This window comes from Acinetobacter sp. YH12140, assembly GCF_013418475.1.
Lineage (GTDB): Bacteria > Pseudomonadota > Gammaproteobacteria > Pseudomonadales > Moraxellaceae > Acinetobacter > Acinetobacter amyesii.
The window spans coordinates 20,672-45,553 of record NZ_VPBZ01000012.1; the positions used below are offsets into that span (position 1 = coordinate 20,672).

The 24,882-nt window shown below is 37.9% G+C and carries 26 protein-coding genes and 1 pseudogene; 15 read left to right on the forward strand and 12 right to left on the reverse strand.

What is annotated here, in order from left to right; genetic code table 11:
• Positions 1 to 18: 18 nt before the first annotated feature.
• Entirely contained in the window at positions 19 to 1,005 is a 987-nt protein-coding gene (locus FTU75_RS16275) for an EpsG family protein (protein ID WP_180116459.1), read from the reverse strand.
• A 147-nt stretch (positions 1,006 to 1,152) separates the two neighbouring features.
• Between FTU75_RS16275 and FTU75_RS16280 the strand changes: the two genes are divergently transcribed.
• From FTU75_RS16280 to FTU75_RS16290, 3 genes are all read left to right on the forward strand, one after another.
• Complete coding sequence (locus FTU75_RS16280) at positions 1,153 to 1,710, forward strand: hypothetical protein (RefSeq protein ID WP_180116460.1); 558 nt, start codon at positions 1,153 to 1,155, stop codon at positions 1,708 to 1,710.
• A complete protein-coding gene (locus tag FTU75_RS16285; protein ID WP_180116461.1) occupies positions 1,707 to 2,453 on the forward strand; it encodes an N-acetylmuramoyl-L-alanine amidase in 747 nt (248 codons plus the stop codon). Before FTU75_RS16280 ends, FTU75_RS16285 begins: the two co-directional genes overlap by 4 nt.
• A 329-nt stretch (positions 2,454 to 2,782) precedes the next feature.
• Positions 2,783 to 3,304, forward strand: coding sequence for a Panacea domain-containing protein (locus FTU75_RS16290; protein WP_180116462.1), 522 nt, complete (start codon positions 2,783 to 2,785; stop codon positions 3,302 to 3,304).
• A gap of 295 nt (positions 3,305 to 3,599) precedes the next feature.
• Here FTU75_RS16290 and FTU75_RS16295 read toward each other — a convergent pair whose 3' ends face one another.
• The 6 genes from FTU75_RS16295 to FTU75_RS16320 form a co-directional block, all read right to left on the reverse strand.
• The gene (locus tag FTU75_RS16295; protein WP_180116463.1) at positions 3,600 to 4,307 is read right to left on the reverse strand and encodes a DUF6236 family protein; all 708 of its coding nucleotides are present in this window, start codon (positions 4,305 to 4,307) and stop codon (positions 3,600 to 3,602) included.
• A 191-nt stretch (positions 4,308 to 4,498) separates the two neighbouring features.
• Positions 4,499 to 4,723 carry a hypothetical protein gene (locus FTU75_RS16300; RefSeq protein ID WP_180116464.1) on the reverse strand — a complete coding sequence of 75 codons (225 nt, stop codon included), beginning with the start codon at positions 4,721 to 4,723 and terminating at the stop codon, positions 4,499 to 4,501.
• Between the two features lie 396 nt (positions 4,724 to 5,119).
• Positions 5,120 to 5,314: an exodeoxyribonuclease VII small subunit gene (gene xseB / locus FTU75_RS16305; protein ID WP_180077014.1), complete on the reverse strand. Its 195-nt coding sequence runs from the start codon at positions 5,312 to 5,314 to the stop codon at positions 5,120 to 5,122.
• Positions 5,304 to 6,584, reverse strand: coding sequence for an exodeoxyribonuclease VII large subunit (gene xseA / locus FTU75_RS16310; RefSeq protein ID WP_180116465.1), 1,281 nt, complete (start codon positions 6,582 to 6,584; stop codon positions 5,304 to 5,306). Before xseA ends, xseB begins: the two co-directional genes overlap by 11 nt.
• 123 nt (positions 6,585 to 6,707) lie before the next feature.
• A complete protein-coding gene (locus tag FTU75_RS16315) occupies positions 6,708 to 8,003 on the reverse strand; it encodes a Y-family DNA polymerase (RefSeq protein ID WP_180116466.1) in 1,296 nt (431 codons plus the stop codon).
• Between the two features lie 15 nt (positions 8,004 to 8,018).
• On the reverse strand, positions 8,019 to 8,666 hold the full coding sequence (locus FTU75_RS16320) for a LexA family transcriptional regulator (RefSeq protein ID WP_078193940.1): 648 nt from the start codon (positions 8,664 to 8,666) through the stop codon (positions 8,019 to 8,021).
• 299 nt (positions 8,667 to 8,965) lie between these two features.
• Between FTU75_RS16320 and FTU75_RS16325 the strand changes: the two genes are divergently transcribed.
• The 10 genes and pseudogenes from FTU75_RS16325 (at position 8,966) to FTU75_RS16370 (ending at position 17,809) form a co-directional block, all read left to right on the forward strand.
• On the forward strand, positions 8,966 to 9,400 hold the full coding sequence (locus tag FTU75_RS16325) for an I78 family peptidase inhibitor (RefSeq protein ID WP_180116467.1): 435 nt from the start codon (positions 8,966 to 8,968) through the stop codon (positions 9,398 to 9,400).
• A gap of 112 nt (positions 9,401 to 9,512) precedes the next feature.
• Positions 9,513 to 9,872, forward strand: a complete 360-nt coding sequence (locus FTU75_RS16330) for a hypothetical protein (protein ID WP_078193938.1) — start codon at positions 9,513 to 9,515, stop codon at positions 9,870 to 9,872.
• A 296-nt stretch (positions 9,873 to 10,168) separates the two neighbouring features.
• Positions 10,169 to 10,438, forward strand: a complete 270-nt coding sequence (locus FTU75_RS16335; protein ID WP_078193937.1) for a hypothetical protein — start codon at positions 10,169 to 10,171, stop codon at positions 10,436 to 10,438.
• Positions 10,439 to 10,734: 296 nt separating this feature from the next.
• Positions 10,735 to 13,374: a bifunctional aconitate hydratase 2/2-methylisocitrate dehydratase gene (locus tag FTU75_RS16340; RefSeq protein WP_180116468.1), complete on the forward strand. Its 2,640-nt coding sequence runs from the start codon at positions 10,735 to 10,737 to the stop codon at positions 13,372 to 13,374.
• Positions 13,375 to 13,473: 99 nt separating this feature from the next.
• Positions 13,474 to 14,484, forward strand: coding sequence for a hypothetical protein (locus tag FTU75_RS16345; RefSeq protein WP_180040398.1), 1,011 nt, complete (start codon positions 13,474 to 13,476; stop codon positions 14,482 to 14,484).
• 106 nt (positions 14,485 to 14,590) lie between these two features.
• On the forward strand, positions 14,591 to 14,806 hold the full coding sequence (locus FTU75_RS16350) for a hypothetical protein (RefSeq protein WP_180084907.1): 216 nt from the start codon (positions 14,591 to 14,593) through the stop codon (positions 14,804 to 14,806).
• 205 nt (positions 14,807 to 15,011) lie between these two features.
• Positions 15,012 to 16,234: pseudogene (gltS, locus tag FTU75_RS16355) on the forward strand (sodium/glutamate symporter).
• 93 nt (positions 16,235 to 16,327) lie between these two features.
• A complete protein-coding gene (locus tag FTU75_RS16360) occupies positions 16,328 to 17,185 on the forward strand; it encodes a tetratricopeptide repeat protein (RefSeq protein ID WP_180116469.1) in 858 nt (285 codons plus the stop codon).
• Between the two features lie 202 nt (positions 17,186 to 17,387).
• Positions 17,388 to 17,600 (forward strand): DUF4177 domain-containing protein, encoded by a 213-nt coding sequence (locus tag FTU75_RS16365; RefSeq protein WP_078193931.1) that lies wholly within the window; start codon positions 17,388 to 17,390, stop codon positions 17,598 to 17,600.
• Entirely contained in the window at positions 17,597 to 17,809 is a 213-nt protein-coding gene (locus FTU75_RS16370; RefSeq protein ID WP_180004964.1) for a hypothetical protein, read from the forward strand. Before FTU75_RS16365 ends, FTU75_RS16370 begins: the two co-directional genes overlap by 4 nt.
• An 85-nt stretch (positions 17,810 to 17,894) precedes the next feature.
• Here the strand turns inward: FTU75_RS16370 and FTU75_RS16375 are convergent, their stop codons facing one another.
• On the reverse strand, positions 17,895 to 18,380 hold the full coding sequence (locus FTU75_RS16375) for an Lrp/AsnC family transcriptional regulator (RefSeq protein ID WP_078188537.1): 486 nt from the start codon (positions 18,378 to 18,380) through the stop codon (positions 17,895 to 17,897).
• A 215-nt stretch (positions 18,381 to 18,595) separates the two neighbouring features.
• Positions 18,596 to 19,456, reverse strand: a complete 861-nt coding sequence (locus tag FTU75_RS16380) for an alpha/beta fold hydrolase (RefSeq protein WP_111884969.1) — start codon at positions 19,454 to 19,456, stop codon at positions 18,596 to 18,598.
• 173 nt (positions 19,457 to 19,629) lie between these two features.
• Here FTU75_RS16380 and FTU75_RS16385 point away from each other — a divergent pair, with 173 nt between their 5' ends.
• Positions 19,630 to 20,091, forward strand: coding sequence for a hypothetical protein (locus FTU75_RS16385; protein WP_180116470.1), 462 nt, complete (start codon positions 19,630 to 19,632; stop codon positions 20,089 to 20,091).
• 272 nt (positions 20,092 to 20,363) lie between these two features.
• Here the strand turns inward: FTU75_RS16385 and FTU75_RS16390 are convergent, their stop codons facing one another.
• Together FTU75_RS16390 and brnQ are read right to left on the reverse strand one after the other, a co-directional pair.
• The gene (locus FTU75_RS16390) at positions 20,364 to 20,600 is read right to left on the reverse strand and encodes a hypothetical protein (protein WP_078188534.1); all 237 of its coding nucleotides are present in this window, start codon (positions 20,598 to 20,600) and stop codon (positions 20,364 to 20,366) included.
• Between the two features lie 558 nt (positions 20,601 to 21,158).
• The gene (brnQ, locus tag FTU75_RS16395) at positions 21,159 to 22,451 is read right to left on the reverse strand and encodes a branched-chain amino acid transport system II carrier protein (protein WP_180116471.1); all 1,293 of its coding nucleotides are present in this window, start codon (positions 22,449 to 22,451) and stop codon (positions 21,159 to 21,161) included.
• Positions 22,452 to 22,800: 349 nt separating this feature from the next.
• On the opposite strand from brnQ, the gene map reads away from it, so the two are divergent.
• Positions 22,801 to 23,595, forward strand: coding sequence for a type I methionyl aminopeptidase (gene map, locus FTU75_RS16400; RefSeq protein ID WP_078193926.1), 795 nt, complete (start codon positions 22,801 to 22,803; stop codon positions 23,593 to 23,595).
• Between the two features lie 321 nt (positions 23,596 to 23,916).
• Here the strand turns inward: map and FTU75_RS16405 are convergent, their stop codons facing one another.
• A complete protein-coding gene (locus FTU75_RS16405; RefSeq protein ID WP_180116472.1) occupies positions 23,917 to 24,831 on the reverse strand; it encodes a LysR substrate-binding domain-containing protein in 915 nt (304 codons plus the stop codon).
• Positions 24,832 to 24,882: the final 51 nt, after the last annotated feature.

The window sequence follows — 24,882 nt, forward strand, 5'->3', positions numbered from 1 at the left end:
AGGATTCATGGTTTTATACTAACTTAACATCTCTTGAAGTGTTGTGGATACTGCAATTGGTGCAACAGATAGTAATACAAAAATAATTCGCATAACTATCAATTGATAGTCTTTGAATTTATTTTCTATTGTTTCATACAGAATAAACAATGAAATTAAAAGACAGATCATTGCAACACGTTTCACTTGCGCTTGGCCAAAAAGCGGCAATGAGATAGCTATCAAAATAGCTGAATATATATAGTAATAGAAGTATTTTAAATATTTCCCAGTGAACCGAAGTTTATTTAGAGCCATAAATAAAATCATGGTTAATAAAAAAACTATGACATATAAAATAGGATCTGTTTCTCCAGTTTCTGTATTTGATTTACTTCCTGATAAAAAACGAAGTGCTATCGCTAAAGGTAATAATGCAATAAGCATCTTCCAGATGCTATTTATCTTTTTTGAAGCCAAAAGCATTGGAAAGAAAAGTGCAGCCACATTGTGTGTAAGCACCCCAAAACCTAAAGTGACCAACTTCCAGATATGCTTTCTATCAGCAAGTAAAAAAAGAGAAGCAATGATGAAAAAAGTAGCCAAGTATTGTCGATAGACATTTTGGAAGCCTAAAACACTTACAAAGAATACTGTAAAAATATATAAGAAATAGGTTTGGTATTTGCTTTTGTAGAGAGCATACAAAAATAGAGCTATAGACAATAAATCTATGAATATATAAACAGGAATAGTATTCTCAAAATAATCATATAGGAACTTGGAGCTAAACCAGTAAATAGGCTCCCTTAAATAATAAAAATCATAGTAATAACTGAGTGGCAACTGCATAAAATTATCATATGCAAGAGTATCGTTCTTAGGTTCATCTGTTCTAGAAAGATAAGAGTACCCAATAAATACTAAAAAGAAAAAAGAGTATCCAATTTTTCCTCTGGAATTTAAAAATGCCGCTAAAACCGCGAAAATTATTAGCATTATGTAGTAAAACAAGAGCCAAGACATATCCAATTTTCTTAACCAGCGCTGAAAAAATATCGCCAATCCTATCATAAATCATTGAGTGTAAACACTAAGATACCCAGCAAACCACCACCAACCCCGATCTTTAATTAGATCGGGGTTTTTTATTGCCAAAAATTAGGGGGCGCAATGTCGAATGACTACTCATCCGATCCACCGATAGCAACAGCAGGGCAGTTGCTTGCTATCTCAGACAAGATCAGCGACATATCAAAAAATATGGATAAGTTAGCTGAAATGCCCCAAAAGCTTGACCGCATGAATATGCAGTTGGAGCAGCTTAATAAAGACCATCAGCAGACCAGAAGTGATTTGTCGCAAACACGTGACAATCTTCAGGACGAGTTGGATCGAGCAAAGTCAAACTTCAAAAGTGAGATTAAGCAACTCAGAAATGAAGTCGATCCAAAATTTAAGGAAGTGGATTCACAGATCAGAGTGCTGCATGAGAGCAAAACCAAGATCGACAGTATCACCAACCTTGTACGCTTTGGCGGCATTTTCTTGGCCGGTCTATTCGTCGTCGCTTGGAATACTCAGACGAGCAAAACAGACACGGTAAACACTCAGACAATGGCAAATAGCCAGTCCATCCAAGTTCTTGAAAAACAGTACGATCAGCTTTTAAGAACGGTTGAAGAAATCCGCAACAAACTTTATGAACGAAATATGAGAGAGGAAAAATGAAATTAATCCAAGAAAGTGCACTTCAGTACTTATCCGTAAAGCTCCCACTACTGGGGGCTTTTTTAATGCTTGCAGTTTTAGTTATTCAGTGGGCATTAGACTTTAATTTTATCCCTGAACAATATGCGCCTTTTATTATTGGTACTGTATTGCCAGCCCTAAGCTGGGTAGGTCGTAAAATCGCACAGCCACAATTACACAATCAGCCTTTAGGCTTTGCCACTATTACAGCTGGACACAGTAATACAGACCCCGGTGCAGTAAATGGAAAAATTAAAGAAGCCGATCTGGTCGTCAACTTCCGAAATGCAGTGACTCATTATTTGCGTGAAGCGGGGCTGCAAGTCAAGACCGATGGTACTGGCACCAAGAATGACCCATTGTCCGCTGCGGTAAAGTTGATTCAGGGCTCAAGTGTTGCGGTTGAATTTCACATGAATGCAGCAACATCAAAACAGGCAAACGGTATTGAAACCATTTCTCTACCAAAAGACAAGAAACTGGCTCAAGACTTATCCAAAGCTGTAGCAGACGCATTGGGCAGCCGGTTACGTGGTGACAACGGTTGGATTGATCAAAGTAAATCAGCACGTGGTCGACTGGCATACGTGAATGCTGGTGGCTTGATTGTAGAGCTTGGCTTTATCTCAAATGATACGGAACTCGCTGCATTTAACTCAAAGTATTGGTCAGCTGCGAAAGCAGTGGCGCAAGTTATTATTGAGCATGAAAAAGGCGCTTAATATTTTATTGCTGTGCATCCTGCTTCAGGCGGCACAGCGTATTCGATTGTATCGAAAGTGCATATGACCAGATGTGTGCCATGTGTGATTATTGGTATATTGATGCATTAGTTGTAAGTTTTTGTGAAACTTTTATGTTCCACGCTATTGCTAAATTATCACAATTGCTATAATTTGAATGGTAATAAAAGGTAAGAATAGTCTTGCCTTTTGTCGTATCTAAATTAAGGAATATAAAATGTACACCGTCACTGTTTTTCGACAATGTTGAGTCTTAGTCTATTATTTCTAAGTTCTGTTGATATTAGTGTTTTATGTGAGGTGGGAATATGAATAAATATACTGCGATGGATATTGCGAATTATATTGTTTGGTACGCTAATAATAGTATTGGAAAGCCTGTACGAAGCTTAACACCACTTAAATTGCAAAAAATTCTTTATTACGTTACTACAGCTTATTTAAAAAAGCATGATGAACTATTGTTTCCTGAATCATTTAGAAAATGGCAATATGGACCAGTAGTTAAAGAGGTCTATTTTGAGTTTAAATCTGTTGGAATTTGCCATATTGACAAAGCAAAAGCTGTAATAGTTCAAGATGAGTCAGCTATTTTTGGTAGAAAAAAAGTTGATTTCAGTGTGGATAAGTTTGAACAAGATATTGAGTTCAAAAATGTAGCTAATGCCGTAATTAACACATTAGTCGATGTAGACGCTTTTGACTTGGTTGAGATGACACACGATGAAGCAGCTTGGGCTAACTTTGAGTCTGAAATTATATCAGGAATAGATGATTTAAGGTATACGAGAGAAGAGTTGCTTGAGGCGAAGACTGTCTTAATATCATGAGCCTGGAAGAACAACAAGAAGAGTTAATAAAACTCCACCTTAATCCATCTAATTTCCTTGATGAGAATGCAGTTGCGAAGGCTGCATTCCTATTTACATGGTTTGAAGATGATTTTGTAAAGAGAGTAAATAAAGAAACTTTCTATTTATTACCGTATAAAGATATATCAATTTATGTTTATGAGTGTGATTTAGATTCAATACCATCAAACACAATAAATGGTTTTGCCACAACGGTTAAAGATTTTTTTATTAAAAATAATATGTGTGTAGATGCCGAACATATGGTTAAGTGTTATGAAAAATTTATTGACCATATTCTATTAGCGTTTGCACAAAAAAATTTCATGTTAAAGGTTTCATTAAGTGCTAAGGCAACAAGTGCATCACCTTTAAGATCAATATTTACTTCAAAATCACTTTTTTTATAAATTTTAAAGCGCTCAAATATGGTTTTATCTAACTCATTAATTGCGTTTTCAAATCTTTTTAGTTCTGTTTTTTGGATAACAGTAATTTCTTCATAATGAATTTTTTTAAGCAAATTATCCATTGTTGTGTGCAGCCCCTCCAACTCAGAGGCTCTACGAAGTTTAAAATCTAATAGATCATCTAAAGAAAAATTTCCATCATTAGATGGTATAGGCAATGCCTTTGTAATTTTTAATCTTATAGAATCTTGTTTAGTTGAGTGTTGAGGTAAATAAATTGGATCACCAGACATGTGGTGTATCATCCAATCCGACTTATCCTCTTTAAGTTTTTGTTTGGCGATTTCACCAAAAGTCCAGTGAGTGTGCTGAGCTACATCCACTGTTCCGATGACGGGTAATTGTGGGCGTTCTAATATACCTAAAGATGTCAACTCCCTCTCTAATGGTAGACCGCAGTGAAAAGCTGATGATGATGGAATGGCAATCTTATCCCAGTACATTACATAATAAAAAATATCTTCATTTGAATACTTTCTATCAATATGCATTCTAGTACCAGATATAGACATAATACCAGCAGGTGCAACTATGCCACGTTCTAGCCTAGGTTTCTTGAATTGAATTATGTTGTTATACAATGTACATCCCCCCTCAAATAATATGTAAGTTATAAGTCAACATGCTATCTAAAATCTTTCCAGGAAATATTTCCAGTTAGAAGAACTGCAGTATTTAAATGATATATTTTCTAGCCTTCCTATCACTCATTAACTATCTCCACACCTTCCCAAAATTCGCCTTTCTTCTTAGCTAGAAAAATATCAGCATCTCGAATGCTCATGAAATACTTGGCCTTTTCATAATCACTGGTCCAATGCCAACCCGATTGATCTACAAAATTCACTTCTGATAATTCCCAATAATCCAACTCATCTTCTTGTTTCACATAGGAGAGATACTTTTTATTTTTCTTCATGACAATCATAGATTCACCTCACTAGCTATCAACCATATCAGCCAATCAAATCTTTTTTCTCAAAACGCTTTCCATTTTTTAGTGTATTCAATGTAAAAGTAGAGCCAAGTTTTCATTTTTATTCTCGTTCTAAGTTTGACTCCAAGTATACATATATAGTCGTGAAAAAAAATGTAGACTGATTTGTAGACTGTTGAATTATATTTGTAGACTGCTAGTGGTTGCTAGTGCGAAGTGTTGTATATATACAATATACTTAAAAACAATGATATACGATTATTTATAGCCAATTAGATTAAACGCAAAACAATGTTCTCAGAACTGGCGCTTCTAAGAGAAGTCAAAATTTGAGTATAAAAAACGCAGCTTAGGCTGCGTTTTTTATACAAATGATGAGCTGAGAAATCAATCTTTAAACGTATCATTCAGTGCCTGTTGTACCGCTTCAACACGAGACTTACAGGCTTTATAGGCTTGCATCGACTCTTCAACGATTTTCATAAGATTATCAATATCGGGTTCTTGCTGAGATTCGAGTAATTCAGCATTACGTTTTAAAACTTCATAGCCTTCTTTAAAACTTTGAGTATCAGTCGTCATGATTTTTTACCTGTATATGTTGAATGTCAGCCGTAATGACGCCGTCTTGCATTTCAATTTCAATCGGTGAATGCGTTGAAGGCTGAAGATTTTTCGTTGCGCGAATGGCGTGACCTTGCTGCCGGACGATGGCATAACCTTTGGAGAGCACATGTGCAGGGTTTTGCAACAAAGTCTCACGCATGAGTATTTCAATATTCTGTGCAGCTGTTTTAAGGTGTAACTGAGCAAAATAAGCAGTGTTATCTTTGTATTGCTGTAAGAGCCGAGTTGAGTCATTGATTTGACTTTGAGCCAAGGTCTTTATGAGCTGTAGTAACTGATCATTTTGACTTTGATACAGGGCAATTTGATGTTGAGAGCGCAGTTGAATGCTTTGTAATGCCTCTAAAACCTCCTGTGTTCGCTCAACAATATGATTACGAATCCCCCCAATCACTTTACTCGGGGTGTCGAAAGAGCGATGTGCAATTTCATCTAAGATCGTGCGGTCTTTTTCATGGCCGATACCGACCCAAATCGGTACGCTACGCTTAGATAGAAGGGCAGCCAAATCATAATCATTCAGATAGGCAAGATCATTAACGGCACCGCCACCACGAATAATCACGATCAAATCTGGCGCAGTTTGAAAGTTATTGGCCCATTGTCTTAAACCCAGTGCTAAAGCATCTCGGATACTTTGTGCTGCGGTATTTCCTTGAAAGGTTGCAGCATGATAGACAAATTCACACACACCAGCATGTTGTAGTGCATCTGCATCTTTTTTAAAGTCACCTAAGCCAGCCGCATTTTCAGGCGCAATAACCAAAACATGCTGAATATCAAATGGCGCAGGCAAGTTTCGATTTTTATGAATCAGACCTTCGCTGGTGAGTTTTTCTAAAATTTGTTGATAGCGTCGAGCCAGATCACCCAAAGTAAAACTCGAGTCAATTTCTTCGATATTGACTGAAAAGCCGTACTGCGGGTCAAATTTGGCACGCACTTTAACCAAGACATTTAAGTCGCGACTGAGCTCAATGCCGCTTTCACGTTCAAATTTTCCGACAACTTTATTTGCGGTAAATTTCCAAATTGTGGCCTTACAACTGGCAATGACTTTATCGCTTTCTTGTTCTTTTTCAGCTAATTCTAGATAGTAATGTCCACCTTTGATGTTTAAATTTCGAATCTCGGCTTTGACCCACACGGCATCATCAAAAGCCAACTGAATGACTTCTTTGACCGCAGATAGGTATTCGCTCAGCGTTAATTGAACATCAGACATAATTTAAAATAGGAGAATATAAAAATGAATATTCATTTAAATACTAAATAAATATTCAGCAATTGCAAATGATCATTTCGGTTAAAACAATAGAAGGACTAAGAGGCGCTACAACATAGTATTTCATTTTACACGAAGCAGTTCGTTCCAATTACTCAGGTAAGCGGGGGAACACAGATTTTTTTTCATCCGCCATGTTGCAGCATCGTCCTGCGCTAAGCCGATCGAGACAAAATGATGCCCAAATTTTTTTTGAATATCGTCGATGGTGTCGGACAGTTTCAAACGGCTTTGTCTTAACGCCATATCGCAAAATAAATCTGGGGTAAAGTTTTGTTTTGGAATAATTTCTAATAACACCACACCGGCTTTTTTATATTTAAATCCCGCTTTAAAGATTTTTTCGACGGCACGCGTTGCTGCTTGGGTGATGCTAATTAAGTCATCGGTATGCTCATTCAGTGTAATGGCCAGATAAGGTGCGTATTTTTCAGCAGAATTAAAGCGACTCGTTTGAATAAAAACTCCCACCATACGACATAGAGAATGATCTGCTCTTAAACGTGTGACGGCTCGCGCGATATATACACGAATAGAGGCCTTAATATCTTCCAGTTCGTAGACAGGCTGACCATAGGAACGACTACTGATAATTTGCTGTTTGCTCGGCGCTTCTTCTTCAATAGACAGACAAGATAGACCTTGCAGTTCCAAGACGGTTTTTTCCATCACCACACTAAATTTTTTTCGAATATCTTTAGGCTGTGCATTGATTAGATCTAAAACATAATGAATGCCAAGCTGATTCAGGGCTTTTGTATGATTGCGACCGACGCCCCAAACTTCATTGACTGGTGTCTGCGCAAGGAGTTGTTCTGAGGAACAAGGGTCCATTTCAACTAAATTGCACACACCGTTTAAATACGCATTTTTTTTGGCAAAATGGTTGGCCATTTTGGCTTCCGTTTTAGAGCGACCAATCCCGACACAGCAGGTTAAACCTAGCCATTTTAGGATCGTATCTCGTATTTCTTTAGCATATAGGCTCAAATCAAACAGTTCTTGATAGGCAGTGAAATCTAAAAAACACTCATCGATCGAGTAAACTTCACGGTCTTCGGGGCCGACATACATGCCTAAAATATTCATAAATCGATTAGACATTTCGGTGTAGAGGGCATAGTTACTCGACAACACCTGAACATGATGCTGTTGGATTAAATCCTGAATTTGATAGACCGGCACAGCCATTTTAATCCCGAGGTCTTTGGCTTCCTGACTTCGAGATACAACACAGCCATCGTTATTGGACAGCACGACGACAGGGACATTATTGAGCTTTGGGTTAAAGACACGCTCACAACTGACGTAGCAGTTGTTAAGGTCAACTAACGCAAATATTTTATTTGCAGCTTTCATGGTGAATTCTTGCGTTTAGGTATGTGATGAGCGCTTATAAAATTGCTTTAAATTAAAGGTCACAACACCCTGAACAACGATAGATTCGCTATCTGAAGGGATAATATGCGCATAGGCTGGATTTTCTGCTTTTAGCCAAATTTTGGGTAAGACTTTATTGGGGTCACCAAAAATGTCGGCAATTTCTTCTTTTGACATTTTTGCGGTGATCATCAATCGCTTTAAGGTGATTTCACGATTATCAATCAGTGCAACCACGATATCGCCATGTTTGGCTTCTAAGCTACGATCGACTAAAAAAGTATCATTAATTTCAAAACCGGCATTGAGTAAAGACTCGCTATCGACATGCGCAATAAATGTAGCGAGCGGGTTAATTACCAAATAATCATTTAGGTCTAAGACTTTTTCAAAAACATCTTTATTGGCGAAAGCTGGGCCAGCAGGAATACGTTCCAAGGCAACGGGAAGTTCAATACGGGTATTTTTCTGAACAGGCTGAACATTGAGCGAAGAATCCAAAAATGGATCCATAGATAGTTCTTGAGATTGCCTTTCAAGCAGGGCATTGATGGTGGGACTGGGTTTGCCATCTGCGCCCATGAGCTGTTGCAAAGACGACCAAGCTTCGTCCGAAAAATAAATCGGCAGTTTTTTTGACATATTTTGCTCCTACGCAACGTGGCGTGTTTGAAGAAAAGTACTTTTTTTAGCATACGCGTTGAGCAGGTCATTTTTCAAATTTATAAAACCTTTAAAATCAAAGCTGCGACAAGTTTAGTCGTTTTAAATATTGCAAAAATCATCATCAGCTCAAAGAAAATGACGTTCTGTATTTTGAACATAGGGCACATTGCTGCCGAATTACAGAAAGTGGAATGACAACTAAAAATTTCAATAAACAACTCGTTTATTTGGCACAAACTTGATAAGTTAAATTTTTATATTCAGAAATAGATTTGATGAAAAATATATGGATTTTAGCTGCACTGACAGCATTTATGGCGGGCTGTAGCACAACACAGCAAACTGAAACTACATCAGAAAAAATTGGTATGGCAAATCCAGCCAGCCAGTATTGTGTAGAACAAAAAGGTAAACTTGAAATTCGTGATGAAGCAAATGCTCAGGTCGGGTATTGTCATCTGCCAAACGGACAAGTGGTTGAAGAGTGGGCATTATTCCGTAGTAGCCAAACTGAATGTGTCGCAGATAAGGCCAAGACGCTGATTGGCAAAGCAAAATTGACTGAAGATCAGATCAAGGCGATTAGCCAAGCTCAAATTGTCCGTTTAGTAAAACCTGGGCAGCCAGTAACAATGGATTATCGTGTAGAGCGCGTCACCGTCACTGTAAATCCAATCAATAAAAAGATTATTCAAGCAACTTGTGGTTAATTCAAACGCATAAAAAAGGCCCGAAAGGGCTTTTTTTGTTTGTTCGGCTACGACTAATTTAAATGACAAATCCATTACGATCTTTTATATTGCCCCTCGTAAGGAGAAGTTCATGAAAAAGTTATTTGCTTTATCCGTTATGGTGGCTTTGGTCGGCTGTGCTGAAAAAAAACCATTAACCCCTGAAGAGCAGTGGCAGGGTTACTGCCGCAGTGTAGGTAATGCTGCACGTACGATTATGTTAGATCGTCAAAATGCAATTGAAAAAGACAAAGCAGTTGAGCATGCCAACAAAATTGAGGATGAAACCACCAAAGGATTTATCCTGAACATCATTGATGAAGTTTATGCCTTGCCGCAAGCTGAGATTAATACTGATGTTGAAAAAGCACGTGAAAAAATTCGTGCTGAGTTTACTGAAAAATGTATCGCAACACCGCATACTGAAATGCCAGATTATAAACCGTTCTAAGGAACGGTTTTTTATGCGAGAAAGCGCGTAAAGCAAAACCTAAAGGCTGTATTCATCAGTGAGTAGTTACAACGGGGCAACTATCCGTTGTTTAGCCATATGATTGAGTTCATGCTTATTTTGCGAATGCATATTTATCTTCGGGTTACTTTGAATATGAGATGCTTAAAGATTTTTAAATAGCCTAAGCAGAGCGAAATACAAATTGTGACAACTTGCTAAATCATAAATATAGAAAAGCAAATCTTTTTAATGAATAATGAAATGGAGAATAAAAAACAGTAGAGGAGCAGAATATGGACGTTATAGGTTATATGCATCACTCAGATCTACTCCTAGAAGATGAACAAGGCGTAGCAATTATCGGTGGTGGGAACTACGTGCTCAGCATTGGAGATAAAGTCACATTACGCCAAAAAATAGATGAATTTTCTCAGCGTTATTTGGTCGATATCAGCTTTGCAAGTAATCAACATCAAACCACATGTCAGGACGAATGGTGCCTCAGATTTACAGGCGATCGAGCAGAACTTCAGCAATATATCACTGCAACCACTGTACACTAAGGTGGAATATCCAATACTGATAAAAACAGGCAACATTTAGTTGCCTTTTTTTGATGGTTAATTTTAGTCAAAAGTTAATATGCGCAAGAAAAGCGTGTTCTAAGTATTGATTTTGCTTAATGTATAAACGATATGAGGATCATTTATTTATAAAATAACGGGCATCACGAAGAAACACTTGTAGTGCATTAACTTTTAACTGGAATTTTAGTAAAATTTAGCAGTCCATATTATTTGCGTAGCTTTATTTAAAGCAGGAATGCGTAAATAATTTTTTAAAAAAGAGGAATAACACCGTGCTAGAAGCTTACCGCCAACACGTTGAAGAACGTGCCGCACTCGGAGTCCCACCGAAGCCACTTGACGATGCTCAAACAGCTGCATTAGTTGAATTATTAAAAAACCCACCAGCTGGCGAAGAAGCATTTTTAGTTGATTTACTAGAAAACCGTGTTCCAGCGGGTGTTGACCAAGCTGCATACGTTAAAGCTGCTTTCTTAGCTGCTTTGGCAAAAGGTGAAGCGACTTCTCCACTAGTAACTAAAGAACGTGCGGTTTACCTACTAGGTACTATGCTTGGTGGTTATAACGTTGCTCCTTTAGTTGCACTTCTTGATGATGCAGAGCTTGGTGAATTAGCTGCTGACGCACTTAAGAAAACTCTTCTTGTATTTGATGCCTTCCACGACGTTGCTGATAAAGCAAAAGCGGGCAATGCGAATGCACAAGCAGTTATGCAATCTTGGGCAGATGCTGAATGGTTCACTAGCCGTAAAGACGTTCCTGAAGAAATCAAACTTACAGTTTTCAAAGTAACTGGCGAAACGAACACAGACGACTTGTCACCTGCACAAGACGCGTGGAGCCGTCCAGACATTCCGTTACATGCTAACGCAATGCTTAAAAACGTACGTGACGGTATCAATCCAGAAGTTCCTGGCGAAGTTGGTCCACTTAGCCAAATCAAAGAGCTTATCGCGAAAGGCAACCAAGTTGCTTACGTAGGTGACGTTGTTGGTACTGGTTCTTCTCGTAAGTCAGCAACTAACTCTGTACTTTGGTTCTTTGGTGACGAAATTGCTCACATTCCGAACAAAAAAGATGGTGGTTATTGCTTAGGTTCTAAAATCGCTCCGATTTTCTTCAACACTATGGAAGATGCTGGTGCATTGCCAGTAGAAATCGATGTTCAAAACATGAACATGGGCGATGAAATCACGCTTAAAATCGACCACGCTGCTGCTAAAGTAACTGCGTTCAAAGACGGCGTTCAAATCGCTGAATCTGAACTTAAAACTCCAGTTCTTTTAGATGAAGTACGTGCTGGTGGCCGTATCAACCTTATCGTTGGTCGTGGTTTAACAACTAAAGCTCGTGAAGCTCTTGGTCTTGCACCTTCAACTTTATTCCGTACTCCAGTTCAACCTGCAGCTACTGGTAAAGGCTTCACTCAAGCTCAAAAAATGGTTGGTCGCGCTTGTGGTCTTCCTGAAGGTCAAGGTGTACTTCCAGGTACTTACTGTGAACCTAAGATGACTACTGTTGGTTCTCAAGATACAACAGGTCCAATGACTCGTGACGAACTTAAAGATCTTGCTTGCCTAGGCTTCTCTGCTGACCTAGTTATGCAATCTTTCTGTCATACAGCTGCGTATCCAAAACCAGTTGACGTTCAAATGCAGCACACGCTTCCTGATTTCATCATGAACCGTGGCGGTGTTTCTCTACGTCCAGGCGATGGTATTATCCACTCTTGGTTAAACCGTATGCTTCTTCCAGATACAGTTGGTACTGGTGGTGACTCGCATACTCGTTTCCCAATCGGTATTTCATTCCCAGCGGGTTCTGGTCTTGTAGCGTTTGCTGCTGCAACTGGCGTTATGCCACTAGACATGCCTGAGTCTGTTCTTGTTAAGTTCAAAGGTAAAATGCAACCTGGTATCACTCTACGTGACCTAGTACATGCGATTCCTTACGTTGCGATCCAACAAGGTGACTTAACTGTAGAGAAAAAAGGTAAGAAAAACATCTTCTCTGGCCGTATCCTTGAGATCGACCTTACAGAAATGGAAACTGACCTTACTGTTGAGCAAGCGTTCGAACTTTCTGACGCATCTGCTGAACGTTCAGCTGCTGGTTGTTCTATCACGCTTTCTGAAGAGAAAGTTGCTGAATACCTTCGTTCAAACATCACTATGCTTAAGTGGATGATTTCTGAAGGTTATGGCGATGCGCGTACTATGGCTCGTCGTGTTGAGAACATGGAAAAATGGTTGGCTAACCCAAGCCTAATCAAAGCAGATCCAGATGCTGAATACACTAAAGTGTATGAAATTGACCTTTCTACAATTACTGAACCAGTTCTTTGCTGCCCGAACGACCCAGATGACGCTAAATTGCTTTCTGACGTTGCTGGTACAAAAATTGACGAAGTATTTGTTGGTTCATGTATGACTAACATTGGTCACTTCCGTGCGGCTGGTAAACTTTTAGACAAAGTTCCTGGTGGTTCTTTATCTACTCGTCTATGGTTGGCTCCTCCAACTCGTATGGACGAACGTCAATTGATGGAAGAAGGTTTCTATAACATCTATGGTAAAGCTGGCGCTCGTACAGAAATGCCAGGTTGTTCATTATGTATGGGTAACCAAGCACGTGTAGCTCCGAACACTACTTGTGTATCGACTTCTACTCGTAACTTCCCGAACCGTTTAGGTCAAGGCGCAAACGTTTACTTAGCTTCTGCTGAGCTTGCTTCTGTTGCTGCTGTACTTGGTAAATTACCAACTCCAGCTGAGTACCAAGAATACGCAGCTCAAATTGATAGCATGTCTGCCGACATCTACCAATACTTAAGCTTCGACAAAATGGGCGACTATACTGACGCTGCTAAAGACGTTGATACTAAGAAAATTGCTGCTGCTCAATTGTCTTAATTGATTAAGTAGTTAATAAGAAAATCCCACGTCATGTGGGATTTTCTTTATATAAAATTGCAATAGAAATAGCAAAATAATATTTTAGAAATTAGACATATGAAACTAAAAAACATTACACTTATACTATTAACACTTTGTTCATCAAATATTTTTGCTGAGGTATCTTTTACAAAGCTAGCAAATATTAAGTTAGTTGATGAAAATGCATATCGAACAAACTCAGAAGTACAATCTGACATTGAAGATTTGATCCAAGCAAAAAAATTCAAAGAAATCTCAACTAACGCCAATCAACTCTTAAATAGCGAAGAATATAATTTTGATGGTAAATTTAAACACACAAGTTATTTAGATTCTTTTCTTAGAATCGTAAATAAGCATCGTGTAACATCTTCAAATTATTACAAAGAGAATATTGCTCAAGGACAGAAATGGATCAAAGCTGAACCAGAATCACCATTAGGTTATATTTATTATGCAATGTGGGTTAGGCAACAGGCTTGGAGTGTTAGAGGGGGAAGTTATAGTTCACAGGTATCGCAAAATAATATGCAATATTTTGCTGATAAATCAATGCAGAATTTAAATTTTCTAATGGAAAATTATGATGTTGCATCAAAAGATCCTTTTTATTACTACATTCTTTTAATGACGCTACGTGATTTAGGTTTTGAAGAAAATTATCTAAGAGCTTATCAAGATGGAATTGTAAAATATCCAAAACAGAGAGTTATTTATAATACATTTATGGAAAGTTTTGAGAAAAAGTGGTTTGGAGAAAATTATGATGCTATTCAAATGATTATTAATGATATACAGGAAATGAATCCTGCAGAAAAAGATTTTCATTATTATCATATTCTATATACAGTACATAACAATAAGTATGATTTGAAAAAACTAAATGTAAATTGGGCTAGGGTTGAGCAAGGTGCCGTAGATTCTTTAAGTAAACTTACTTCTTTGAGTAAAATAAATGATGTGCAAAAATTGTATTGCTCTTATCCTGGGAATAGAGTGAGGTTGGAACGGTTATTAAAATCCTTTAAACAAGGACAATTAGAAAAAAGCTATATAGAAAATAGTTTGAATAACTGTCAAAAATAGAAATAATCGCCTCTTAATTGGAGGCTTTTATTTATAAATGTTATTTACAGTTCTAAAAATACAACGTTTAATCACAACTAATATTATTTTACAGTAGCATAGATCAGTGCCCAAACAATCCCGCTTTCTCTGCATAGGTGGTTTCCTTAACGGAACTCAAGTCAAAGACCAAGGTGACAGCTTTGTCTGTGTCGAAAATGGCAAACAGGTGAATTACTTCAAAAAAGAAATCTTTAACCAAGATGCGTGGGATCAAGATTACTATGTCTGTGAAACCACCAGTGATAAAGAAGCGCATAACTGGGTATTCGACATCAAATAATATCTCAAAAATCTTTCTTTATAGTCATAAATAGCCAATGCTCAGATCATCACATGCGCTGAGCATTTTTATTTATTTCACTTATTAGGCTTCAAAAATGTGTAGTAGAAGAAGGGGGGGAATAGCTTATTTACATTTTTCTAGCTGAAAAAACTCCAATGATTATGTAAAAAGGTAAATAAAATTGAGCACTTAAGATTAAATTATGAATTATGAGCTAGATGCTTTTTTGACAATTGTCGTGGCGGTATTGGTTTTATTTATCGGGTATTTCTTTGTACATAAAATTTCCATCCTGAAAAATACAACATTCCTGAACCTGTAGCAGGTGGTCTAGTTGCAGCTGTAATTACTTTTATATTATTTAAAAACTTTAATATCACCGTAAATTTTGATGCAAAAATTCAGCAAATATTCATGCTGATGTTCTTTACATCGGTAGGTTTGAGCGCAAGTCTTGGAAAACTCAAAGAAGGCGGAAAGGCGCTGGTGCTGTTTTTAGGTTGCGTGATTGTTTTTGTCATGCTGCAAAACATCGTTGGTATCAGCTTGGCCAAAGTTTTGGGACTAGATCCACTCATCGGCTTAATTACAGGTTCCGTAACACTTACAGGTGGTCACGGTACAGCAGGCGCATGGGGTACAGTCTTTGAACAAGATCATGGTATACAAGGTGCAGTCGTACTCGGTATGGCAAGTGCAACCTTTGGCTTGGTGATTAGCGGCATGATGGGCGGGCCAGTGGCGGAATTCCTCATCCGCCGTTTTCAGTTGGCAGAAGAACTTGTACCGACATCAGGGCGTAATGAAGCACCGCCTGCATCTGAAACGGCACCTTTCGAATATCCTGAAAAAACTCGTTTAATTACCGCAGATGATGCCGTCAAAACGATGGGGATGTTTGCCATCTGTATCAGCTTTGCTTATTTCATGACAGAGTTTGCTCGTGGACAGTGGTTTGAATTACCTACCTTCGTTTGGGCTTTAGCGTGTGGTGTATTTTTAAGAAACACCCTTGAACTTGGCTTTAAAATTGAAATGTTTGATCGCTGTATCGATGTATTTGGTAACGCATCCTTGGCATTATTTTTATCCATGGCGCTGATGTCATTGCAGCTCTGGTTATTGGCAGATCTTGCAGGCCCACTGGTGATTATTTTACTGGTACAAACCCTCGTTTTAGCACTGTATCTGTACTTTGTAACTTTTAGGATCATGGGAAAAAGCTATGACGCAGCCGTACTTTGTGCAGGGCAATGTGGTGTAAATTTGGGTGTAACACCGACAGCGATTGCCAATATTCAGGCAGTGACCAATACCTATGGGCCATCACATAAAGCCTTTTTGATCATACCTTTGACAGGGGCGTTTTTTGTAGATATTGTCAATGCTGTGGTCATTCAGGCAACGATAGGCTTCTTTGGTTAATACTATATATAGCTTTAAAAAATGCTAAAGCATCTAGATAGAGTGCTTTAGCATTTCATTTTTCACCATCTTATTGATTAAGAATAATAAACAATGAAAGTTTTAAAATATCATTTACCTTACATCAAATTTTTCATGCTATTTGTATTAACAGCACTTCCATTTTCTATAACCTTTTCAGCCGAAATTGATGTCCGAAAGACCATCGTTCAAGCAAAAAATAACGATAAACAGGCGCTTTATGATTTGGCTGTACTGAAACATATGGGGCTAGAAGGTGTGGAGATTAATCTGCCTGAAGCCATAGCGCTGTATAAGCGTGCTTCTGCCTTAGGGCATCGCTCAGCAAATCAAAATTTGGGATTGATGTATTACAAAGGTGTAGGAGTAAAAGTAGATTATGCAGAAGCCGCAAAATGGTTTGAGATCGGTGCTGAAAGAAACTTAGATGATTCAAAGCGTATGCTTTTGATTATGCATAAATATGAACTCATTCCAAGGAATGAGAAAAAATTGGAAAGTCTTTTAATTGAATTTGCAAATAAAGGCAAGCAAGAAGATATCGAACAATTGGCCGACTATTATTACTATACAAAGAATGATCTACTACTTGCAGAAAAACCTACAGTACTTTTAGCAGAAAAAGGATTGGCAAAGTATCAGCACCGGTTAGGCATGATTTACTATACAGGTACAGATGGAAAGCCGAATTATAAAAAAGCTTATCCATGGATTTTAAAGGCTGCGGAAGCAAATGATTTGAACGGAAAAATTAGCGTAGCAAGTTTTTATTTAGGTGGGCTAGGCGTACAGCAAGATTTTGAAAAAGCTGCTGCATGGTTTAATTCGGCTTATGAGCAGGACCCTGTGAAAACATGTGAAATTCACAGTCTCGTTCTGTCAGAATTGAACAATGAAACACAACAATGTGAGCTGAGTAGAAAACAATAAAAAGCCCCATGGTTGGGGCTAGTCGTATCACTCGCGTGATACTCATATAAGGCTCATCTCATACTGTGTATATTAAAGCATAAAATTGAAAAAAATGCTGAGTAAATTGACATTTAAAACTTTGTTGTTTTAGGAAAAAGCGATCGCTATACTTTGCCATGAACATTTGTTCAATTCACTATAACCATAAAGAACTATATTGATGAAAGAATATAAAGTTGTTATCTATCAAGAAGGTATGCTGGGATCTTTGCTGCTTGGCTCTTCAAAAGTTGATCCTGTTAAATTCACCAATTTTTTAAATCAAAATGCACAGCAAGGCTGGGCGGTGATTACAATGGAAAAGGATATTCGTCGTATGCTGCTTTTTTGGAAGCGCGAAGCTTATGTAGTTGTTTTGGAGAGAGAAAAATGAAATACGGTGTCTTTAGTGCACTTATTATTTCAGTTTTATGGGGTTTATTAGCCATCGCTCAATTATGGTTTGAGTTGCTCAGTGTCGAAGTATTTACCAAACTAACCGTCACAGTAGCGATCTTAGAAGCCATCATTATTATTGCAACATTGGTCATACGTGAGTATTTGACAGATAAAAAATTGAAAAAAGATGGCTATATAGATTAGAACACATAAATAGGGCAATTGAGTGCTGAACTCAATTGCCCTTAAATTTTAAAGTCATCTTATAGATTAGATCTATATTGGCTCATTACTCAATCATCATGAGGTCAGCACTGCTGGCAGATTTTAATTGTCGTAGCGCAAAAATAGAGCGGGTATGGCGTATACCTTTCATAGAATATAAATTTTTACGTAAAAAACGCTCATAGTGTTCAGCATTTTTAACTGCAACTTTCACCAAATAATCATAATCGCCAGTGACTAAATGTGCTTCTACTACTTCTGGCATATTGGCTAAAGTTTCACTAAATTGATCTAAAATTTCATCGTCGTGACGTTCTAATGTGATTTCAATAAAGAATAATTCATTGATCCCAATCGATTTTGGGTTGATGTTGGCTGTATAGCCGTCGATAATTTTTAAATTTTCTAGACGCTTTAAGCGTGTCCAACACGGCGAAGAGGAGAGACCAACACGTTCAGAAAGCTGGGCTATGGTGAGTCGTCCATCTTCTCTTAATGCGGATAATATTAAACGATCAATTCTGTCGAGGTTGTGTCGTGCTTCACTCATGCCAAAATAGAATATAATTGAGAAAAAATAGTTATATCATTTTTTGCAATAGTCGGCTGATGAAAATAAGTACACTTGGACGTTCAGTGTAGATTTTAAAGATAGAAAATAGAATATGTAAGCTGTCAGGCAGTTTGAATGAATCTAAAAGCAGAAATTATTGTGCAGTCCATAAAAAGACCACTCAGCCGGATTACTGACTGAGTGGTAAAAACTTAAGCGTGCAACTGTTGTTCAATGATCGGCCATAGGTTTTGATGTGATGATTTAAACATCAACATATGTCCGATGGCTTTATGACCTGTTTCTTTCGGTTTTAACTCAATCATTTGAGTCGAAGCATTCGGGTATAAGCGCAGCAAGTCTTTGACATTGGCTTCCGTGGCAATTTCGTCATCGGAGCTCCATACGGCGGTGATCGGGCAGCTCACTTTTTGATGAAAATCATGCTGAACAGTTTTGCCTAAGGCATTGATGACATAACCAGGTTTGCTACAAAATTCAGCCCATTCACGAGCTACATCTTTTGGCAAATTTTCCCCCATGCCAATCGCATTGGTCGGCCCATAGCCAATGGTATAGCGTGCAATCGGGAAGATCACATTAAACATCACCGGAGCTAAAAGCTTGGTGCGACCTTTAAGTTCTTTAACATGTCCTGTAGAGCCAGAAACAGCAACCACTTTGGCAACTTTGTCATAATTTGGAACGATACCTAATAATTGCCCGCCTGCACTATGACCGAGTAATATGACTTTAGGCGCTTGCGTTTTACTGATTAAAGCGTCGATTGCCGCAGGGATATCGAGCTGCCCCCATTGCACAATACTTGCTGTCGATTGTTTTAAAGGGCTATGTAGCGACTCACCAATACCACGAAAATCAAAAACTAAAACGTCATAGCCTTGTTGGCTCAACCATGTTGCATAGCTATTATAAAATTGCTTGGTAATGCCTGTAGCTGGACAAATCAACACAGGTAAAACCTGTTTTAGGTCTGTCTGGTGCGGATAAAAGCGCGCACTCAGCGAATAGCCGTCTTGGCAATGAATCGTGAGTTTTTCAGATGATGACATGATTCAAACTTTATGGATGTATTCCGATGCCTCTAATTTACACAAGTTCCAAAAAGAAACCTGAAAAGAGTATGACTCTAAAGTCATGTCATAACAGGTTTGAAGCAAGTACTATTGCAGTATAAATACAGATAAAAATAATGCGTGTAATTGAACAATGGATGTAAATTAAAATGGACATGCTTCAACTTTCAAGTGCAGTAAAAATTGCGATAGTTTTTAGTGGGATTTATTTATGGGTAGGTATGCTCACGGGGGTGTGGAAATATGCACAAATAAGACATTCTGAACTAGCACGTGCGCATTATTATGTCGATATAGCACATCGGAGTAGTTTGTTATACGCCCCAGCAACGCTCATTTTGGCGGTATTGGCCTATTTTTCAGCACTTCCACATACACTCAATTTACTCTTTGTAATCATCAATTTGTTCTTTTTTAGCTTTTCGATTTTAAGTTATGTACTGCATGGCTATTTAGCCGATACCACCAATCAATTTAAAGTCCCGCACGTCTTAGGCAAATGGCATTTACCTAAATGGATGATGAGTATGGCAATGCTTGGATTGGTGATAGGCGAGTTAATTGCAACACTCGGATTGCTCTTCGGAGTCATCGTTAAATTTTGGTTTTAAACAAAGCAATATCAATTAGAAATGGTTTGCATGAGATTGGAAGCTAATCAAGAACTAAAAGCTTTTAAAGTGCAGACGATGGCTATGTAGAAGAATTTATAAAACAAAATTTGAAGTTAAATAGAATCGAAAATTCATGAGAAAAGGCTGATGATTTTCTGGTTATTTTAGGGATTATTTGTATTGTTTTTAAAATGGATTGAATAATCGAGAAGGTAGGGGTGGCATCTTTTCTTTTTTCAAGATGGATGATGCCTCATCCATCTTCTAACTTAAAATTCTGTTGATTTTTGCTTTCGATATTTGTGGTCAATGACTGCCCATAAATAAAAGGCCACCGAGACAATAAGCGCATAAGCAAAGTATTCAGGTCTTAAATTTCCTTGTATTAAGCCTTGAATAAGTAGTGTCAGCATGAGAGCAATAGTGGTGCTTGTATAGGTCACCATGTTCTTATTTGCCTTCAGAGCGTTAATGAAGAATTGCTTTTTGAAATGTACTGATAACATCTCCACCCCTCCGTGTTGTTGTTTCGCCAAAACCCATGATTTTGGTCAGGTTTGAACTACTGTTGTACTTCGAAACTAGAAGTATTTCAATAGCAAATGTCATTATTTTGTCATAAAACTATGTTAGATCATCATATAAGAATAATCATTTTATTCATATACTAAATATTATGAATCTAAAGGTGTTGACTAGTGAGTAAAATGGTCGATGCATAATATCTATGTATGAATAAGCAATATATATACCAACACGGGTATATCGGCTTTATGACACGAAACCGCCTAGCTTACAGTCTGAATCGGGCTTAATCATGGAGTTTGTGTACGGTGTATTTTGCAGAAAGTATTTGTATTTTAACTATTATTATATTTTGTAGCCAAAGGGCTGGCTTTTTTTCTCATCATGAAAATAAAACTTTATTTAAAAGTTCAATGACTTAGGATTATTGCGCTGTAGTAGGACAAATAAATGTCAGTTTGGGTAAAACTCGACAATTATTGGTCACAGGTAAAATCGTCATTCGGGTAAAACTCCGATTTTAGACAGGTCAAAAAAGGTTATTTTTTAACTTTGTCAATTACAGCAGCAATAATCAGCACAATCGCAGAAGGGATCAGCCATGCTAAATTTTGTTGAGCAAGCGGTAGATTGGCAATAAAGCTTGGAAGTGCATCTTCGAAACCAGTCACTTTTAAACCGTCAAAAATACCGAAAATAAACGCACATGCGGTAACAGGCGCAATAACTCTTGATGGTGAAATAAACCATTTAGAGCAGAAGCTAAGTAGGATAACTGCAATCGCAGGTGGATAAATCGCACTTAAAACAGGCACTGAAACGGCAATGAGTTTGGTTAAACCTAAGTTTGAAATCAGCAGTGAGAAACCAACTAAAATGAACACAAAAACTTTGTATGGAATTTTAGTCAATTCTGAGAAATATTCAGCACATGCGCAGGTTAAGCCAATCGCGGTCACCATACATGCAACAAAGATCATTGCAGATAGGAAATAAGCGCCCATATCACCAAAAGCATGTTGTACATATGCATGCAGGATCACTGCACCATTTGTTGCATTTGGAGCAATATCATGGCTGCCCATACCGAGTTTGAATAAGCTGATATAAACCAGGGTAAGACCAATACCAGAAATAATACTGGCAATGACAGCATATTTGGTGACGAGCTTACTATCCGTTACGCCGCGTGAAGTAATGGCTTTGACGATCACAATACCAAAAACTAAAGCGCCTAATGTATCCATGGTTAAATAACCATTTACCACACCTTCTGAAACTGGTGCAGCCACGTAGTTATCAATTGCAGGTGAAATCACACCGGCAGGGATAAAGAACGCAGAGATACCCAGTATAACTAGGCCTAAAATCTTGAGTGGTGAAAGGAAATAACCCACAGTATCCAAAATTTTGTTTGGATAAAGTGAAACAATGGTCACCAATGCAAAATAAATCAAGCTATAAATCAGCAGACTGTTTGCGCTGTTACCAAAATAAGAAGAGAAACCAATTTCATAAGAAACGGTAGCTGTACGAGGTGTTGCAAATAAAGGTCCAACAGCTAAGTAACACGCGACAGTAAGGATAATGCTGGCTGCTTTACCCAGAGGTGAACTTAAAACTTGAATAGAACCTTCTACACGCGACAAAGCAATAATCGTGATGACAGGTAGGCCAACTGCAGTGATCAAGAAACCAAATGCAGCTAACCAAACATGTTCACCCGCTTGCTGTGCGACAATTGGTGGGAAAATAATGTTACCTGCACCAATAAACAGTGCGAAGGTCATAAAACCTAAGGCAACAATATCCCGTGTACGAAGACTTGTCATAAAGGGGAGATGAACTGTGAAAAAAGGCAATTTTAGTGCAATTAAGCTCGTTTTTGGAGCAAAATTTATAAATCGTATAGATAGTTTTTATAATACGAATTATGAATATATTGACAGATAAAATAATGTTTTATTTATATTTATGATAAATAAAAGAAATTTATTGTATATAAAATTTTTATAGGAATAAGTTTAGCTATTAAGATTTATCAGATATAAATCAATTGTTCTAATTTTCAGCACTAAATAGGATGCTATAAGCCGAATAAATGCAGAAATATTGGCTGAATAAAACAAAAAAAATCTAAAAGGTCTATAATTCGGTGTATTCAAATTTGAGGATATTCAGATGAAAGCTTCCAAAATCACGATTAAAACCGAGCAAGATATTGAAAAATTACGCATTTCAGGTCGTTTAGCTGCTCAGGTTTTAGAGATGATCGGGGAGTATGTCAAGCCGGGCGTGACCACTGAATATCTAGACGATATTTGTAATGATTTTATCGTCAACACACTTAAAGTGATTCCTGCCAACGTTGGCTACTATGGCTATACCAAAACCACCTGCATTTCACCGAATGAAGTGGTTTGTCATGGTATTCCTTCGAAAGAAACCGTATTGAAAGACGGTGACATTATCAATATTGATGTTGCCATCATTAAAGATGGTTATTTTGGTGATACCAGTCGTATGTACTATGTGGGTGAGGTTTCGCCTGCGGCTAAAAAGTTAGTCGAAACTACCTACGAAGCCATGGTTGCAGGGATTCATGCTGTTAAACCGGGAGCAACTTTGGGGGATGTAGGCTATGCCATTCAACAAGTTGCTCATCGTGAAGGCTACAGCATTGTACGTGAATACTGTGGTCACGGGATTGGTAAAGTTTATCATGAGCAACCAAGCGTTTTACACTATGGTCAACCGGGTCAAGGTGTCATTCTGAAAAAAGGCATGGTCTTTACCATTGAACCGATGATTAATAGCGGTAAAGCGCGTACTAAAGAGTTAAAAGACGGCTGGACAGTAATTACTGCAGACCGTTCTTTATCGGCACAGTGGGAACATATGGTTGTTGTAACCGATACTGGTTTTGAGTTGTTATCTCCATGGCCAGAGGGTACAGGCGAATATCCCGCGATCTAAGCTCTGTAGTGTTGTTAATGCCATATCTGCTGTGTTCAAATGATTGAAGTTAAATAAAATTATACAGTTGTATATTTTTTGACTTTAGTCTAGGAGTTCGTGGTGGTTATGGGTGTTATCGTTTTTAAGACTAACTACATTTCTCTAAGTCTTAATTTGTAAGGCTTTGCCTATAGCTCAAAAAATCAGTTAGAGCTATTAACGATTTAATAAAGATGTATTTTATTTATACAATAGCCCTACAGATTCTGCTGTAGTTTCTGATTTTACTTAGTTTTTAAGTTTTCGCTTACCCATCACATGGGTAAGCTTTTTTTTTGCTTAAAATTTAGCGTGTTCATGTTGGCTGAGTTTTTCAACTAAGTAATCAATGAATACACGGACAGCAGGTAGTAAGCCACGACGAGATGGATAAACTGCATGGAAAATACCATGTGCAGCTTTCCATTCAGATAGTACACGAACCAAAGCACCTGATTTCACGTGATCGGACACAATACTGTCGGGTAATAACACCACGCCACAATCTTGGCAGGCCAGTGCAGCTAACATAGACAGGTCAGAGCCCATCACGGTTGGGTTAACTTTGATTTTTTTCTGATGATGCTGTGCATTGGTCACAATAATATGTTGATCGAGATGCTCATCCGCCATACTTAATATTTGATGCTGAGATAAATCTTCAGGTTGTTTGAGTTCACCAAATTTATTCAGATACGCCTGACTGGCAAATAAGTGCTGCTCAATCGTTTCAAATTTACGAATGACTAAATTGGGGTCGTCGTCTAGATTTGAACGTACACGTAGCGCAAGATCGAAGCCTTCATTAATGATATCTACGCGCCGATTGGTCACCATCATTTGCACTTTGATTTCTGGATATTGCTTTAAAAATTCAGGCAAAATTTTGGTCATTTCATTTTGCGCGATGGAAACAGGTAAGCTGACTTTAATTAAGCCGCGCGGCTGCGTACTGAGATGATCAACCAAATCATGTGCGGCTTGAGCGGCATTCATCATAACTTGTGCATGGCGGTAGATATTCATACCAATATCTGTAACAGCAAAATGTCGTGAACTACGTTGAATCAGGCGGACACCTAAACGTTCTTCTAGGTTATAGACCCGACGACTCAGTTTTGATTTTGGAATATCTGTTGCACGTTCGGCTGCACTAAAACCACCATGTTCGACCACTTGGGCAAAACAATAAAAATCATCTAGATCACTCAGCACTGTTCTTATTCCATATTTGCAACGATTTAGCTAATTAACTTGAATTGTTTC